This window comes from Lederbergia citrea (assembly GCF_018343525.1).
GTDB lineage: Bacteria > Bacillota > Bacilli > Bacillales > Bacillaceae_C > Lederbergia > Lederbergia citrea.
Map to the genome: position 1 here is coordinate 1,486 of NZ_JAGYPH010000003.1, position 14,606 is coordinate 16,091.

The window sequence follows — 14,606 nt, forward strand, 5'->3', positions numbered from 1 at the left end:
GCCGAAGCCATCTTTCAACCTCTCCTCATGCGAGAAAAGAAGTTATCCGGTATTAGCTCCGGTTTCCCGAAGTTATCCCAGTCTTACAGGCAGGTTGCCCACGTGTTACTCACCCGTCCGCCGCTAACCTATGGGAGCAAGCTCCCACAGGTCCGCTCGACTTGCATGTATTAGGCACGCCGCCAGCGTTCGTCCTGAGCCAGGATCAAACTCTCATAAAAGTAGTTTGTTAGCTCATTTGCTGGTCTTACAAAATTACTTGTTGACGTTTCGTTTCGTTCAGTTTTCAAAGATCAAACTCGCCTGCTTTCCGAGGCGACTTCTCTATCATAACACGATAGAATTTGAATGTCAATATCTTTTTTTGGAGCGGGTGAAGGGAATCGAACCCTCATCATCAGCTTGGAAGGCTGAGGTTTTACCACTAAACTACACCCGCATTATTAAGTTACCTTGGTCGGGAAGACAGGATTCGAACCTGCGACCCCTTGGTCCCAAACCAAGTGCTCTACCAAGCTGAGCTACTTCCCGATAATAAAATGGCGCGCCCGAGAGGAGTCGAACCCCTAACCTTTTGATCCGTAGTCAAACGCTCTATCCAATTGAGCTACGGGCGCAAATCTGTTGGTGCGGTCGAGAAGACTCGAACTTCCACGGGGTTAACCCCCACTAGGCCCTCAACCTAGCGCGTCTGCCATTCCGCCACGACCGCATTTTTAGGAACAAAATACATTGTATCACCATAGAGGTATTATGTCAACTTTTTAAGCTTGCAAAAATGGTGAGCCATGCAGGATTCGAACCTGCGACCCTCTGATTAAAAGTCAGATGCTCTACCGACTGAGCTAATGGCTCATGACTGGGCTAGCTGGATTCGAACCAACGAATGACGGAGTCAAAGTCCGTTGCCTTACCGCTTGGCTATAGCCCAAAGAAAAAGTAATGGCGGTCCCGACGGGAATCGAACCCGCGATCTCCTGCGTGACAGGCAGGCATGTTAACCGCTACACCACGGGACCATATCATTAGGATTAGGCAGCTAACTTGTAATCCTAATCTTGTTTAATTGCGGGGACAGGATTTGAACCTGCGACCTTCGGGTTATGAGCCCGACGAGCTACCGGACTGCTCCACCCCGCGACGATAAAATAAAACTGTTATTGTAATGCACCATACATATGCCTGTCCCGATCTCAGGAAGCTGATTCAAGTAGCAGCTCGATTGGTACAACTCGCAGTTTATTCAGTGAAGTAACGCTCGTTGCTCCACCCCGCGATAATAAAAGATAAAAAGTAAAATGGTGACCCCTACGGGATTCGAACCCGTGTTACCGCCGTGAAAGGGCGGTGTCTTAACCGCTTGACCAAGGGGCCTAATGTAATAAATAGTATGGCGGAGAAGGAGGGATTTGAACCCTCGCGCCGCTTACGCGACCTATGCCCTTAGCAGGGGCACCTCTTCAGCCTCTTGAGTACTTCCCCATTGTCCAGCTTCAAAGCCCAATTCCTCGAGATCTCACAAAAAAAATTGTCGTGGTCGCTGAAGAGCTGCCTCCTCGCAATTCACTTTGAATCTTCGAGGTAAATGGACTTTTCCACTTTTCTTAACTCCGCAGGTAGGATTCGAACCTACGACCGATCGGTTAACAGCCGATAGCTCTACCACTGAGCTACTGCGGATTAATGACTCTTCCGATTATAATGACCTATTAGTAACCTGTCAATAGAAAATGTATATATTTTTTATAAAAAATTCATTGTATCATTTTCGTTATGTCTACTAATCTTCCACTGCACTTTCCGCAGACGTATCGTTTTGTATTGACTCTTCGTTGTCGTTCGTATTGGTGACTGCAATTTTTGCATTTATAAATGTACAGATTGGCAAGTCTTTTACTTTGACTAGATGCAAGCGGGGTACAATGTCTAGGGGCGCCTACCTTTTTCATTAAACGCCGAAAGTCTTCATCTCTATGTTTATAACCTTTTCCTTCTATATGAAGATGGTAATGGCAAAGTTCGTGTTTGATGATGCCCTCCAACTCATCTGAACCATGTTCTTCGTAATATTTGCGATTGATTTCAATATTGTGGCTTGACAACAAATAGCGTCCGCCCGTCGTCCGAAGTCTAGGATTAAACATCGCTTTATGTTTAAACGGCTTTTTAAAAAGACCGTTAGATATTTTCTCCGTTAAGGCTTGCAACTCATCATTTGTCATTTTTCACAACCCCCGAACATTCTCTCGAACATGACAACCTATTTTACCATATATTGAATGAAACGAATATTAGCTGGGAGGTCCTTTTTATGCCAGCCTGGTTTCAAAGCCAGATTCAAAAAGCCTTTTTAGAAAAAAATCGGCATCAAATCAAATTGCTTAATCAATGCTGGTTTTTTTACAGAAAAAAACACTGCTCTCATTAGCAGTGTTTCCTATCACGATCCAGCTTCAGCGCCTAGTCCCTCGAGGTCACAAGAAGATTAATCGAGAAGATTATGCTCCTGCGGCAGAGATTATTCGAGGAGGCTTAGGTTCACCTCGTCGCAAAGCTGCAGGAAGCTTAATCGAGAAGCATCTCTTGATGTGATAGAAGTCAGTTGCTTCCCTGTAGTGGCCGAAGAGCTGCCTCCTCGGGAATGTCTTGTGCTTGTCAGGGCTGACCAAGTCGCTTCCGCATGTATCATTAATCAGAAGATTTAACCATCGTAAGTGAAAGTCGGCCTTTTTGAACGTCTACATTTTCAACCCAGACGGTAACAATATCTCCGAGTGAGACGACATCTAGTGGGTGTTTGACAAAGCGATTGCTTAGCTTTGATATATGGACGAGTCCGTCTTCCTTCACACCTACATCCACGAATGCTCCAAAATCTACAACATTTCGAACGGTGCCTTGCATTTCCATTCCTCGCTTTAAATCGTCGAGTTTTAATAAATCCTTTTTCAGAAGAGGCTTTGGAAGTTCGTCACGCATATCTCGGCCGGGCTTCATTAAGGCATCCATAATATCGATAAGCGTCAATTCACCTAGGCCAAGTTCTTCTGATATGTTTTTAACATCCATCGATTTTAAAGCATCCGCTAGTTCTGCTGTGCCTATGTCAGCTGTTGAAAATCCAAGTTTTTTCAGTAAGCTCTTAACTTCTCCATAGCTTTCCGGATGGATTGGAGTTAAATCTAGCGGTTCTTCTCCATCAGGGATGCGCATGAATCCGATTGCCTGTTCATATGTTTTTGCACCAAGACGCGGAATTCCCTTTAATTGTTTCCGGCTAGCAAATCTACCATTTTCCTCGCGGTATTTCACGATATTGTTAGCGACTGTTTTGCTTAATCCAGATACATATTGAAGAAGAGAAGAAGAGGCGGTATTCACATTCACTCCCACTTGGTTTACGGCTGTTTCTACAACAAATGTTAATGATTCATTTAATCTTTTTTGGGAAACATCATGTTGGTATTGACCAACACCGACTGACTTCGGATCAATTTTGACGAGTTCAGCAAGCGGATCTTGCAGGCGGCGTGCAATGGATACCGCACTTCGCTCTTCTACCTGCATGTCGGGAAATTCCTCTCGCGCCAGATCTGATGCTGAATATACGCTGGCCCCCGCTTCATTGACAATGATGTAAGCGAGATCAGAGGACAGCTCTTTTAAAACATCAACGGTAAATTGTTCCGTCTCCTGTGATGCTGTTCCATTCCCGATTGCAATGATTTCCACACCGTATTTCTTAATGGCAGCCACCATTTTTCCTTTCGCTTCTGCTTGCTTTGCCCGCGGAGGATGCGGATAAATAACGCCGATATCCAACACTTTTCCTGTCTCATCCACAACCGCCAGTTTGCAGCCCGTTCGATAAGCAGGGTCAACTCCTAGCACAACTTTTCCTTTCAAAGGAGGCTGAAGCAATAATTTCCTTAAGTTCTCGGAGAAAATATGAATGGCTTGTCCTTCGGCTTTTTCAGTCAGCTCATTGCGAATTTCCCGCTCGATCGCAGGTTCAATCAAACGCTTGTATCCATCTTCGATTGCTTCGATTACTTCCGCTATGACAACGGAACGGTCATTTTTAATTATTTGGTTTTTTAAATACTGTAAAATTCGATCTAAATCGGGTTTGATTGAAACACGGAGAATGTCTTCTTTTTCTCCTCGGTTTAAAGCAAGTGTACGATGTGGGACAATTTTCTTAATAGGTTCCTCATAATCGTAATATATTTCAAAAATCCGTTTTTCATCTTTTTCCTCGTTTTTTACAACGGATATGACTTTTCCTGTTTGATATGTATTATTCCGAATCCATTGGCGAATAGATGCGTCATCGGAAACCCGTTCGGCAATAATATCTTGTGCACCTTTAATGGCATCTAATCCGGTTGGCACTTCCTTTTCAGCCGAGATAAACTTTTCCGCCTCTTCTACTACGTTTCCTGTTTCCGGAAAACCAAGGATCCAATCAGCCAACGGCTCTAGACCTTTTTCCTTGGCAACTGTAGCTCTCGTACGGCGTTTTTGCTTATACGGGCGATATAAATCTTCGACAATTTGCAGTTTGTCCGCTTTTAAAATTTGTTTTTTTAACTCATCTGTCAGCTTTCCTTGTTCATCAATCAGCCTAATAACATCATTTTTCCGCTGTTCGAGACTTTGCAAGTAAGTCCAGCTGTCCATAATGTCTTTAATTTGAACTTCATCAAGTGCCCCTGTCATTTCTTTACGATAACGGGCAATAAATGGAACAGTGTTTCCTTCATCAAGCAACTCAATTACTGTTTGTATTTGTTTTTTAGAAAGCTTAAGTTCTTCAGACAACTGCCGAAGTAGCACATCTTCTTTTTGGTCAGTTTGAATCATGAGTTTCCCTCATTTCTCTTTATCTTTCTTTTATTTTAACATAATGAACTTAGCAAAAAAAAAAGAAAGCTACCTATTTAAGGTAAGCTTCCTACAATAAACGACATATCGTCCATATTATTTATTTGTTTTATCTTCAATTGATCCGACAGGGCGGTAATAGACTGGCAGCTGCTAAGCATCATTTTTGTATTGATATTAACAAAACCATCAGAGTGAATCAGGAATTTTGACCGGGGTTCGTAGGAAAACTTTTGAGTACGGAACTTCTGTGGTCTGCCGGATAAATAACCTGTAACCGGCATTGGATAAATCATTTTTCCTGATGGAGTATAAACATAAAATCGAATATTGCCCACGCAGCTATAATCAAACTCCTGCCGTTTGAAATCCACTTTAAGAATTGCCACTGCGGCGCCGCGCTTACGCAATAATACTTTATTGCAATAATCCATTAATGTATCTACGTCTTCTTCAGGATTTGCCTTTACTATGGAAACAGCTGCCTGAGAGGCCTCATAAGCAAACTTACCGCTTCCCAGCCCATCAGCTAGAATACAAAGGAAATAATCTTCATTTACCGTCATATAAAAGCTGTCGCCACAAAAAATATTACCACCTTTTGCAGTCTGAAAAGCGTGTGCTTCTAAGGAGTCATTTTGAAGATGCATCATAAAGGAGAATTCTCCATATTTAGTGACTCAGCGTGGATTGCTTCCCTCAATTTTTTAATGGCTCGCCGTTGAAGGCGTGATACGTGCATTTGCGATATATCCAGCATTTCTCCCGCCTCTTTCTGGCTCATGTTTTCTAAATAGGTGTAATGGATAATCTTTCTTTCTCTATCTGAAAGTACATGCAGTACTTTTTCCAAAACTAGTCGCTGGTTCACTTTTTCATATCCATCATCTACATTTCCCACAATATCAAGTAATGTAACCGTACTGCCATCAGAATCCGCTTCAATTGAATGATCAACAGACAAAGCTTGATAGCTTTTCCCCATTTCCATCGCTTCCAAAATCTCTTCCTCTGAGAAATCTAAATACGATGCAATTTCATGTATTTGCGGGGAACGCTGCAATTCTCTTGTCAATTCTTCAACAGAAGTTTTAATTTTTGGACCTAGCTCTTTGATTCTTCGAGGAACATGGACACTCCACGTTTTATCCCTAAGGAAACGTTTAATTTCACCTATAATAGTGGGAATGGCAAACGCCTCAAATGTTTTGCCAAAAGACTCATCATAGCGCCGAATGGCGCCAAGAAGTCCAATAATTCCCACTTGGAAAATGTCTTCGTGATATGATTTTCCTTTAGAATATTTACGAGCGATTGATTCAACCAAATTTTTATAATGAAGGACGAGTTGATTTTGCGCTTCCTCATCTTCGTGAAGTTGGTAGGCTTTTATCCATTGATTGACTTGACTTTTTGTATGATCAGGTTGAGATTGTTTGGGCATTCCTCTCCACCTGCTCTCCTTCAAGGTATTTGGTCATAAAAACCGTAACCCCTTCGTTTTGATGAACTTTTACTTCATCCATCAAACTTTCAATTAAATAAAGCCCCAAGCCTCCTTCACGAAGAAATTCCACTTGGGTGTTTTCGTTATAAGGTCCGGTTTCTTCGCGCATTTTATTCAAGTCGAAGCTTTGCCCTAAGTCAGCTACCATGACTTCCAATCGGTCTTGATAAAGACCAAAACCAACCACGATTTCTCCACGCTCTTCTTGGCTATATGCATGCTGGACAGCGTTTGTAATTGCTTCGCTCGTCGCAATTTTCAAATCTTCTATTAAATCGTATGTAAACCCCATACGACTCGCTATCCCTGAAAGCGTTAAGCGAATTACGCCCACATACTCAGGTTTTGCGGGTATCTTCATTTCGATGTAATCAAATGCTTCCTTCATCATACTCCACCCTCTACCTCGGTATTGATATCCATCACATCCGCTAATCCGGTAATATCAAATAAACGGTGCAGACGATCAGTCATTCCTGTTAAAACTAATTGTCCATCATTAGCTTTAAGTTCTTTAAATAAACCAACAAAAACTCCAAGGCCAGTACTATCCATATATGAAACGTCGGATAAATCGACAATCATTTTAGTCCCGGGGGTTTCAATTCCCGAGAAAAGCTCCTCACGAACTTTTGGAGCGGTATATGCATCGATTTCTCCAGACAATTTAACGTTCAGTTCTTGTTCTTTTTCTGCTATTTCTATTGATATATTCATTTTATCCACCCCTCTAAACAACTTTTATTATGCTTTTTTCTTTTACCCCTTATAAATACGTTTAAACATTTTATTGCTTTCTTTTTAAAATAATTAGGGTAAAATCATCTCGCAGTTCAAATTCCTGCAGTCTTTCCAGGTCTTTATAAACATTTGTTACAATTTCCTGTGCAGGCAGGTGTATGTATTTATCAATAAAAGCCACAAGATCTTCTCTCTCAATGAAACCCTCTTCCGTTCGGCACTCTGTTACTCCATCTGATAAAAGGACAATCATATCTCCCGGGCCAACAGACTTTTCATATTCTTGGTATTTAGTTTTTTTATCGATACCAAGCAGCAAGCCCTTTCCGTCTAAATCTTCAAATTCTTTTTTTGTAGCATGATAGAAAAAACCCGGCTCATGTCCAGCGGTAGCATAATGGAATTTATGTTCCCAAGGATTATAAACACCGTAGCACATCGTGATAAACATGCTTGGGTCCACATTTTGTTCTACAACTCTATTGAGATTTCCAAGAATCGTGCCAGGGTTATGTCTCGTTTCCGGAAAACTATCCATCGCATATTTGATCATCGACATGGACAAAGCGGCAGGAATTCCTTTTCCGATTACATCGGCGATTGCGATGCCAACACATTGATTATCATCTTTAACGAAATGAAAATAATCACCATTCATTTGCCTTGCAGGGACGCTGATTGCACCAATATCCAGCCCATCGATCTCTGGTATAGATGTACCGAGCAATGTTTGCTGCATGTTCGCCGCCACTTCAATTTCGCTTTTTAAAGCCAGCTGCTGAGTACGTAGACTTTGATGCTCCCGATAAGCTAAACCATAGCCCATCATTACTTCTAGTAAAATATCGAATGAATCAATGATATTTTCCTGAGTCGCCTCGTTTTCAAGCATGATTGATTTGTGAAGGCTAATAATCTCTTCTGGGGAAATCTGGTGTTCGATTAATTTCCTGCTTAATTTTTGCCCTTGGTATAAAAGTTGTTCATTTTGATCATTTAAATAGCTGTTAATAATCTCTCTGTATTTCGGTTCAATCATTCCCTTGAATTCCAACTAGTATTCCTCCTATCGGAGCCACTTGACGGCAATGATCTTCGTTCCTTCATCTAACTTTGAGTGAATATCAAACTCATCCATCAGGCGTTTCACACCAGGCAATCCCGCCCCCAGTCCTCCAGATGTTGTGTAGCCATCTTCCATTACTCTTCGGATATCAGCTATCCCAGGGCCATCGTCTTTCGCGACAATTTTCAGCCCTGGCTTGCCGTTTTCGAATTCCTTTTCAATGCATACTTCGCCTTTGCCGGCATATAAAAAGATATTACGGGCCAATTCGCTGATCGCAGTCGTGATTCTAGCTTGGTCCACTGTGCCGAATCCAAGCTCTTTAGCCACATTTCTTCCTAGTTGGCGAACTGCAACGATGTCCCATTCATTTATTATTTTTACGCAGGACTGAAGCTCCATAGGCTATTCCCCCAGTTCCTGGTATAATTTATCCAATCCACTTTCTAAATCTATCGCTGTTAATACAGACTCTAACCGAATTCCAAGTTCGATAAGAGTAATGGCAACAGCGGGTTGAATCCCGGTAATAACCACCTTCGCCCCCATTAGTTTAGACATGTCAATCACATCCCCAAGTACTTTTGCAATGAAGGAATCAATGAAGTCGATAGAAGTAATATCAATGACAATGCCTCGGGCGCTGGTTAAGTGGATTTTATGTAACAAGTCTTCTTGAAATTGTAGTGCAGTTTGATCATCAAGCTCCCATTGGATAGAAACGAGAAGACAATCACGCAGTTTTAAGATTGGTATTCTCAACTCTACACCTCCAGTGAAACAATTTTCCTATTAGTAAAAGCTAGGGCTGCTTCTATGCCTTTCCGTAAGGTGCTCGTTGTGGTAATTTGATTCAGATTAATTCCGAGGCTTACGATTGTTTGAGCGATTTCTGGTCTAATTCCTACTAGCATACATTTTGCTCCTACAAGGCGGACTGCATCCGCAGCCTGGATAATGTGATGGGCCACCATCGTATCTACGACTGGAACACCTGTAATATCAATGAGAACAACCTCTGCTCGGTGTTTCACCACTCCAGTGAGCAAGTTTTCCATGATAAGTCTAGCCCTTTCGGTATCAATGGTTCCAACGAGGGGCATGATCGTAATTTTATCAAATACAGGTATTAACGGAGCCGATAATTCTTGCAGAGCAATTTTCTGCAGAGATACTGTTCTTTCCCAGGTAGCTGAATAAGCCTCTATCAGTTGATTATAAATAGGCGTCAACCATTTATCAAAATCAAAAAGCAGTTGATTTACTTCTTCAGGTGTATAGTTGCCTTCGTCTATCATTCGGTTGTAAATGATGAGACTAACAGCTCGGATTCCTTTCGTTAAAAAAGTGATTTGCCAGCCAAGCCTAACAATATTTTCTGAAAAGTTAGCAACTTTTTCATGATATTTATCGTTTGTATCTAGTAAACTTGAAACGATGATATCTAAAAATTCTTTGCTTGTATTGTAATACATTTGACTTGATACAGTGCTGATCATTCGTTCGTCACTATTTTCTTTCATATGCTTGATCCAGTCTTCGAGTAGTTCTTCTTCATGCGTTTTTATATAATGGGCAATTTTTTTATTCATCTTTTCTCTCCATTCTATCCGGAAATTTTTTTATAAAAGCACTGCCTTCTGAAGAGCAGTGGATCACTTATGTTCTGAATTAATTCTAGCAATAACTTGAGAGGAAATACAAATACTGAGCATTTCATTATAAAAAAAGCGCTACTGCAAAAAGCAGAGCGCCTCAAAAATCGATGAGTCCTAAACTAATTTGTATGGCTTCATCTACCTTTTCCATCATTTCTTCGTCAAGATGCGTGATTTTATCTGTTAAACGCTGTTTATCAATCGTTCTAATTTGTTCAAGCAGAAGGACTGAGTCTCTTTCAAAGCCGTACTTTTTAGAATCAATTTCCACATGGGTTGGCAGTTTTGCTTTTTGAATCTGTGCTGTAATGGCAGCAACGATTACAGTGGGACTGAACCGATTCCCAATGTCATTTTGTATAACCAGTACTGGCCGAACTCCGCCTTGTTCCGAGCCGACCACTGGAGATAAGTCGGCGAAATACACGTCACCACGCTTTACGACCAAAGGCTCAGCCCCCGCTTACAAGCCGTTCGACTGTGTTTTCTGCCTCATATTCCGCCTGTATTGCTTCTGACGCAATCGCCAAATTAATTTTAGCCATTTCCATGTAGCCACGCCTCATCGATTCAACTATTTGGCGCTTTCTTCGCTCACGAAGATACATTTTTGTAGCACGATAAATAAATTCATTGCGATTTACATTTTCCATTTCAGCAAAACCATCCAGTTCCGCGATCAACTGCTGCGGCAATCGAATAATAATTTCCGTTGTTGCGTTGGATTCAGCCACCAACTACACCTCCACCATCACTAGAAGCCTATCATGATAATCACACTTAATCATAACATCAAACACGAGCTATGAAAAGGCAATTTTTCTCCTTATACCTTTATTATCAACCTAGAAAAATCTAACTAATACATTAGTTCTTCATTTTCCGGAAAACTCCTGCTTTATTTGCTAATTTTTTTAAGCTTTTCGGCAAATATTTCTGATGCCTTCCTAATAGGTTTATAAACACGCGGAACACGGTTTGTGATTGTACATATTACCTCATAATTAATTGTCTCAAGTTTTTTTGCAATATCGTCGATGGAGATAAAGTGGCTTCCTTGCCCTCCTATTAAGGTGACTTCTGTTCCCAATGGCATATTCCTCGGCAGCTTAATCATCGTTTGATCCATACAAATTCGGCCAACGATCGGTACCATTTCATCCGCTGCAATGACTTTTAATCCCCGTAATTTTCGAATCCATCCATCCGCGTAGCCAATTGGGAGTGTAGCAATCCATTCATCCTCACTTGCGGTATAGTCCGCGCCATAACCAATTTTTTCGCCCGCTGTAAGTTTTTTTACATGAATAATCTTAGTATGCAGTGAGAATACTTCTTTTCTCGAGAATGGAAGAAGCTGTTCGATTTCTTCAGAAGGTGATAAACCATATATGGCAATCCCAATTCTTGCGGTGTTGAAGATGGAGTCGTTGTGGCATAATGCTGCCGCACTATTGGCGGCGTGAATATACTTAGGTATTGTTTCCAGACAGCCCAGAAAATATTTAAACCGGGAAAGTTGCTTTTTATAATAGCTATCTTCTAACTGGTCTGCAGTCGCAAAATGGGTAAAGATGCCTTCAAAATCAAATTGGTCGGCTTCATTTAACATAATTTCCATTCGGCGGAGCTCTTCTTCTTCTTTGATGCCAATTCTGCCCATTCCTGTATCGCATTTTATATGAACACGCAGCTTTTTACCTGCAGGTATTCTTTTTACCGCTTCACTAAGCCAATCAATTTGAAAAACAGCCACCGAAATATCATTGTTTGCAGCAAGTGCTGCGTCTTCAGATCTTGTTGCTCCTAATACAAGGATAGGAGCCGTGATGCCATTTTTTCTAAGATTTAAAGCTTCATCTAAAAAAGCTACGACGAAGCCATGTGCACCCGCTTCAAGCGCCGTCTTAGCTACTTGAATATCTCCATGTCCATAAGCATTTGCCTTAACTGCGGCAAAAATTCTTGTTTCCTTAGGAAGGGAGTCTTTTATTCCACACATATTTTCAAATAGAGCATTTAAATCTATTTCTGCCCATGTATCCCGATAAAACTCCCTTTGCTCTATCAAAATTTTCACTTCCCTATTGATCAGTTCGCATTAATATAATGATTATCGAACTCATAAATGGATATGTCAATTATTTTCGAGCAACCTACGGTCATCAAAAAGAAAACAGACCCATCTTAGAAAAGGTCTGTATGAAGTAGGTGCTATTTACTTGTTCCATCCTGCTGTACAGACTTAGCAACCATTATCATTTCGTCAGGAGTTAAGTCATTGGAGGCGAGCATGTAATCGACACCGTTTTCACTCCAGGAAATGGAATGATCTGTCATAGCCCCGATTGCAAAGCCAAGGTCTACCATTTCTCCTTGCACTTCCACCGTTTCCATCGATGCGGCTGGTACGAACTCTGCTTTTTCCTGGACGATAGTAAATGATTTTTCCCCATCATAAGTTAAAAATACACGCTTTCCGTTTCCTGTTTCGACCGCTTTTTCTTCCTTCAATGTAACGCCGGGAATATCGGCCAGAGAATATTTCACGGTGAATTCGGAATCTCCTTCACTGTTAGCGATAACTGGTAGCTCAACCTGAGCACTCGTCATGTTTTTCTTTGTTTCAAATGCGTCTTTATCGAATTTAGCGTTGAATTCCATTTTGGAGAATTTCACAGTTACCACTGGATTTTGATCTGCATCCATGATCTTAACGGTAACTGGTTCGAGCGTATTTTTATTAAATGTAATTTCTTGCATCGGGAGCATTTTATTGTTTTGGTAACGCGTTTTTGTTTTAAAAACATAATGATTTTTCGTTGACTTGAATTTGGCTTCTTTATCTTTAAGCACATCTTTTACGAGCGATTCATATAAATAGGCCTGGCTACTGTTTTGGGGCCAATCGCTTTGGAAACGATAACTTTTGTTCAATGCTGGAGTTAATACATATACACCACTCTTGTTGCGCAATATCATCTGGCTTTGTTCCTTTTTCGCATTTTTTAAATGAACGCGATAATTACCAGGTTTATTATGCCAGACGTCAATATCGTATGACTGCGGTTCATTTCCTACTTTCAGCGTCATTTGAGCCGTGGCCTTGTATCCTTTTAAATCTTCCATCTTTTTATGGAGCCCGTTCGTTACATCTTCCTGCGATTTCGTGCCACAAGCCGAGAGCACAGCAATGACAACTAGCAGCGCCCAAAATAGCCATAACTCCTTTCTCATTCCTTCAACCCCTTTATTGTCTCATTTGAACATGTAAAGAAGAGAGAAAGTAAGTTGACGAGATATTGGCCAATGCTATTGTTAACCCGCGAACCGCTCCGCACAATGTGGCAATTCCCCGGAACCCACCTTGTCTCTCCTGACGCACTAAAAATATATGAGACAACCATTGCCATTATGACAAAAAAAAGCGGAAGCGCCTTGGAAAGGAAGAACGGCTAAAATCGCCACTTCCTGTGGCAACGCCGTTCTGACCCGCATCCTGCGGGCCTCCGACAAGCAAATGTTCTGAGACAAGAAAAGTCCGGTCTTGACTTTTATGGGCGAAAGGCATTTGACCTCGAGGGGCTAGGCGCTGGAGCTAGACGGGATCAATCTTCAATAATAACTTGAGCAGCTGCATAGTTCTTTGAATGGGTAATAGATAGGTGGACTCTGCCAAATTCAGGTTTTACGATGAAAGGTTTACCTTTCTCATCTGACATCACTTCAATATCACGGAAGGAAAGACTGCTGCCGATTCCGGTTCCGCGTGCTTTCGAATAGGCTTCCTTGGCTGCAAAGCGGCCCGCGAGAAATTCTGATTTCCGTATATCTTTTAAAGAATCATATATGAGTAACTCCGAGCTAGTTAATATCCGCTCCGGGAACCTTGCTTGCTTTTGCATTAAGTTCCTAATTCTTTCTATCTCTACTAAATCCAATCCAATTCCAATAATCATAATGATATTTTCCTTCCCGTCTATAATCATTTATATAATCATATAATAAAGGACGATTAAGTTGTCCCATACACTTTCATGATTTAAGCTAAGTAAAGTTATATGTGATACTGAAAGGAGCTATTTCCATGTTTCTCAGGACCGAAAGTTTCGGACAATTCCTTAGGCTATATCCGGTTATTTCTTTTATTATTGCAATTCAATTAGTACTATTTCTCATTATGCACATGCCATTTTTCCCGCATAACTGGGTTCTGGAATCAATGGCGGGTGTTAACATCCTTATTATGGAAGGTGAAATTTGGCGACTCTTTACTCCGATCATTGTCCATGTGGGTTTTTCGCATTTGCTCTTCAATTCGTTTTCACTTGTATTATTTGGCCCTGCGCTTGAGCGAGCGCTTGGAAAATTTATGTTTATTCTTGTCTATATAGCATGCGGTTTGGGTGCCAATCTTGCGACGTTAATCATTCATCCTCCATACTATACACATATTGGGGCGAGCGGAGCTATTTTTGGATTGTTCGGTGTATATTTGGCAGCGATTTTAATAAAAAAAGACTCCATGCCCCTTCAAGGGAAGCAAGTCATTTTGCCAATTGCCGCGATTAGCGTAGTCATGACTTTCTTCCAATCAGGCGTCAATATAACCGGGCATATATTTGGACTTATTAGTGGTTTTATCATTGGAATAGTGCTTCTTCGGTATCGTAGGATTGATTTTCATTGAGAAATGCGGAAGCGCCTTGGGCAGCCCCGACAAGCACAAGACAATTCCCGAGGAGGC

17 protein-coding genes, 11 tRNA genes and 1 rRNA gene (1 of these 29 running past the window's edge) are annotated in these 14,606 nt (G+C 41.3%); 2 read left to right on the forward strand and 27 right to left on the reverse strand.

Going from position 1 to position 14,606, the window contains the following annotated elements:
• The 13 genes from KHA88_RS14530 to KHA88_RS14590 form a co-directional block, all read right to left on the reverse strand.
• Positions 1–221: ribosomal RNA gene (locus KHA88_RS14530) — 16S ribosomal RNA — on the reverse strand (it extends 1,478 nt beyond the left edge of the window).
• A gap of 144 nt (positions 222–365) precedes the next feature.
• Positions 366–439: transfer RNA gene (locus KHA88_RS14535), tRNA-Gly, on the reverse strand.
• A 15-nt stretch (positions 440–454) separates the two neighbouring features.
• Positions 455–531, reverse strand: a tRNA-Pro gene (locus KHA88_RS14540).
• Between the two features lie 9 nt (positions 532–540).
• Positions 541–617: transfer RNA gene (locus tag KHA88_RS14545), tRNA-Arg, on the reverse strand.
• An 8-nt stretch (positions 618–625) separates the two neighbouring features.
• Positions 626–712: transfer RNA gene (locus KHA88_RS14550), tRNA-Leu, on the reverse strand.
• Positions 713–779: 67 nt separating this feature from the next.
• Positions 780–855 (reverse strand) — tRNA-Lys (locus tag KHA88_RS14555).
• A 4-nt stretch (positions 856–859) separates the two neighbouring features.
• Positions 860–931, reverse strand: a tRNA-Gln gene (locus KHA88_RS14560).
• A gap of 12 nt (positions 932–943) precedes the next feature.
• Positions 944–1,019: transfer RNA gene (locus tag KHA88_RS14565), tRNA-Asp, on the reverse strand.
• 47 nt (positions 1,020–1,066) lie between these two features.
• Positions 1,067–1,140, reverse strand: a tRNA-Met gene (locus KHA88_RS14570).
• Positions 1,141–1,299: 159 nt separating this feature from the next.
• A tRNA-Glu gene (locus tag KHA88_RS14575) sits at positions 1,300–1,374 on the reverse strand.
• 17 nt (positions 1,375–1,391) lie between these two features.
• Positions 1,392–1,482 (reverse strand) — tRNA-Ser (locus KHA88_RS14580).
• 126 nt (positions 1,483–1,608) lie between these two features.
• Positions 1,609–1,680 (reverse strand) — tRNA-Asn (locus KHA88_RS14585).
• 74 nt (positions 1,681–1,754) lie between these two features.
• Positions 1,755–2,222, reverse strand: coding sequence for a SprT family protein (locus KHA88_RS14590; protein WP_213099417.1), 468 nt, complete (start codon positions 2,220–2,222; stop codon positions 1,755–1,757).
• A gap of 89 nt (positions 2,223–2,311) precedes the next feature.
• Between KHA88_RS14590 and cmpA the strand changes: the two genes are divergently transcribed.
• Positions 2,312–2,428: a cortex morphogenetic protein CmpA gene (gene cmpA, locus KHA88_RS14595; protein ID WP_213099416.1), complete on the forward strand. Its 117-nt coding sequence runs from the start codon at positions 2,312–2,314 to the stop codon at positions 2,426–2,428.
• 260 nt (positions 2,429–2,688) lie between these two features.
• Here the strand turns inward: cmpA and KHA88_RS14600 are convergent, their stop codons facing one another.
• The 14 genes from KHA88_RS14600 to acpS form a co-directional block, all read right to left on the reverse strand.
• Positions 2,689–4,866 (reverse strand): Tex family protein, encoded by a 2,178-nt coding sequence (locus KHA88_RS14600; protein WP_213108140.1) that lies wholly within the window; start codon positions 4,864–4,866, stop codon positions 2,689–2,691.
• 77 nt (positions 4,867–4,943) lie between these two features.
• Positions 4,944–5,540: a PP2C family serine/threonine-protein phosphatase gene (locus tag KHA88_RS14605; RefSeq protein ID WP_213108141.1), complete on the reverse strand. Its 597-nt coding sequence runs from the start codon at positions 5,538–5,540 to the stop codon at positions 4,944–4,946.
• The gene (sigB, locus tag KHA88_RS14610; RefSeq protein WP_213108142.1) at positions 5,537–6,331 is read right to left on the reverse strand and encodes an RNA polymerase sigma factor SigB; all 795 of its coding nucleotides are present in this window, start codon (positions 6,329–6,331) and stop codon (positions 5,537–5,539) included. The genes KHA88_RS14605 and sigB overlap by 4 nt, the downstream gene beginning before the upstream one ends.
• On the reverse strand, positions 6,309–6,782 hold the full coding sequence (gene rsbW / locus KHA88_RS14615) for an anti-sigma B factor RsbW (protein ID WP_213099412.1): 474 nt from the start codon (positions 6,780–6,782) through the stop codon (positions 6,309–6,311). Before rsbW ends, sigB begins: the two co-directional genes overlap by 23 nt.
• Complete coding sequence (locus KHA88_RS14620) at positions 6,782–7,111, reverse strand: anti-sigma factor antagonist (RefSeq protein WP_213099411.1); 330 nt, start codon at positions 7,109–7,111, stop codon at positions 6,782–6,784. Before KHA88_RS14620 ends, rsbW begins: the two co-directional genes overlap by 1 nt.
• A gap of 70 nt (positions 7,112–7,181) precedes the next feature.
• Positions 7,182–8,189, reverse strand: coding sequence for a PP2C family protein-serine/threonine phosphatase (locus KHA88_RS14625; RefSeq protein WP_213099410.1), 1,008 nt, complete (start codon positions 8,187–8,189; stop codon positions 7,182–7,184).
• A gap of 12 nt (positions 8,190–8,201) precedes the next feature.
• On the reverse strand, positions 8,202–8,603 hold the full coding sequence (locus KHA88_RS14630; RefSeq protein ID WP_213099409.1) for an anti-sigma regulatory factor: 402 nt from the start codon (positions 8,601–8,603) through the stop codon (positions 8,202–8,204).
• 3 nt (positions 8,604–8,606) lie between these two features.
• Complete coding sequence (locus KHA88_RS14635) at positions 8,607–8,963, reverse strand: STAS domain-containing protein (protein WP_213099408.1); 357 nt, start codon at positions 8,961–8,963, stop codon at positions 8,607–8,609.
• A gap of 2 nt (positions 8,964–8,965) precedes the next feature.
• The gene (locus KHA88_RS14640; RefSeq protein WP_213108143.1) at positions 8,966–9,793 is read right to left on the reverse strand and encodes an RsbT co-antagonist protein RsbRA; all 828 of its coding nucleotides are present in this window, start codon (positions 9,791–9,793) and stop codon (positions 8,966–8,968) included.
• A gap of 163 nt (positions 9,794–9,956) precedes the next feature.
• Positions 9,957–10,307, reverse strand: coding sequence for a type II toxin-antitoxin system PemK/MazF family toxin (locus KHA88_RS14645; protein WP_213099406.1), 351 nt, complete (start codon positions 10,305–10,307; stop codon positions 9,957–9,959).
• A 4-nt stretch (positions 10,308–10,311) separates the two neighbouring features.
• Positions 10,312–10,593 carry a CopG family ribbon-helix-helix protein gene (locus KHA88_RS14650; RefSeq protein WP_213099405.1) on the reverse strand — a complete coding sequence of 94 codons (282 nt, stop codon included), beginning with the start codon at positions 10,591–10,593 and terminating at the stop codon, positions 10,312–10,314.
• A 164-nt stretch (positions 10,594–10,757) separates the two neighbouring features.
• Positions 10,758–11,930: an alanine racemase gene (gene alr / locus KHA88_RS14655; RefSeq protein ID WP_213099404.1), complete on the reverse strand. Its 1,173-nt coding sequence runs from the start codon at positions 11,928–11,930 to the stop codon at positions 10,758–10,760.
• Positions 11,931–12,073: 143 nt separating this feature from the next.
• The gene (locus KHA88_RS14660; RefSeq protein ID WP_213122325.1) at positions 12,074–13,096 is read right to left on the reverse strand and encodes a LolA family protein; all 1,023 of its coding nucleotides are present in this window, start codon (positions 13,094–13,096) and stop codon (positions 12,074–12,076) included.
• 371 nt (positions 13,097–13,467) lie between these two features.
• Positions 13,468–13,818 (reverse strand): holo-ACP synthase, encoded by a 351-nt coding sequence (gene acpS / locus KHA88_RS14665; protein ID WP_213122584.1) that lies wholly within the window; start codon positions 13,816–13,818, stop codon positions 13,468–13,470.
• Positions 13,819–13,946: 128 nt separating this feature from the next.
• Between acpS and KHA88_RS14670 the strand changes: the two genes are divergently transcribed.
• Positions 13,947–14,549: a rhomboid family intramembrane serine protease gene (locus KHA88_RS14670; protein ID WP_213122326.1), complete on the forward strand. Its 603-nt coding sequence runs from the start codon at positions 13,947–13,949 to the stop codon at positions 14,547–14,549.
• Positions 14,550–14,606: the final 57 nt, after the last annotated feature.

What these genes read in the sequence shown, in the direction of transcription:
- KHA88_RS14600 (WP_213108140.1), bottom strand. Translation starts at nt 4,866, where the DNA reads ATGATTCAAACTGACCAAAAAGAAGATGTGCTACTTCGGCAGTTGTCT.
- KHA88_RS14620 (WP_213099411.1), bottom strand. Translation starts at nt 7,111, where the DNA reads ATGAATATATCAATAGAAATAGCAGAAAAAGAACAAGAACTGAACGTT.
- cmpA (WP_213099416.1), top strand. Translation starts at nt 2,312, where the DNA reads ATGCCAGCCTGGTTTCAAAGCCAGATTCAAAAAGCCTTTTTAGAAAAA.
- rsbW (WP_213099412.1), bottom strand. Translation starts at nt 6,782, where the DNA reads ATGAAGGAAGCATTTGATTACATCGAAATGAAGATACCCGCAAAACCT.
- KHA88_RS14660 (WP_213122325.1), bottom strand. Translation starts at nt 13,096, where the DNA reads ATGAGAAAGGAGTTATGGCTATTTTGGGCGCTGCTAGTTGTCATTGCT.
- sigB (WP_213108142.1), bottom strand. Translation starts at nt 6,331, where the DNA reads ATGCCCAAACAATCTCAACCTGATCATACAAAAAGTCAAGTCAATCAA.
- KHA88_RS14640 (WP_213108143.1), bottom strand. Translation starts at nt 9,793, where the DNA reads ATGAATAAAAAAATTGCCCATTATATAAAAACGCATGAAGAAGAACTA.
- KHA88_RS14670 (WP_213122326.1), top strand. Translation starts at nt 13,947, where the DNA reads ATGTTTCTCAGGACCGAAAGTTTCGGACAATTCCTTAGGCTATATCCG.
- acpS (WP_213122584.1), bottom strand. Translation starts at nt 13,818, where the DNA reads ATGATTATTGGAATTGGATTGGATTTAGTAGAGATAGAAAGAATTAGG.
- KHA88_RS14590 (WP_213099417.1), bottom strand. Translation starts at nt 2,222, where the DNA reads ATGACAAATGATGAGTTGCAAGCCTTAACGGAGAAAATATCTAACGGT.
- KHA88_RS14605 (WP_213108141.1), bottom strand. Translation starts at nt 5,540, where the DNA reads ATGATGCATCTTCAAAATGACTCCTTAGAAGCACACGCTTTTCAGACT.
- KHA88_RS14630 (WP_213099409.1), bottom strand. Translation starts at nt 8,603, where the DNA reads ATGGAGCTTCAGTCCTGCGTAAAAATAATAAATGAATGGGACATCGTT.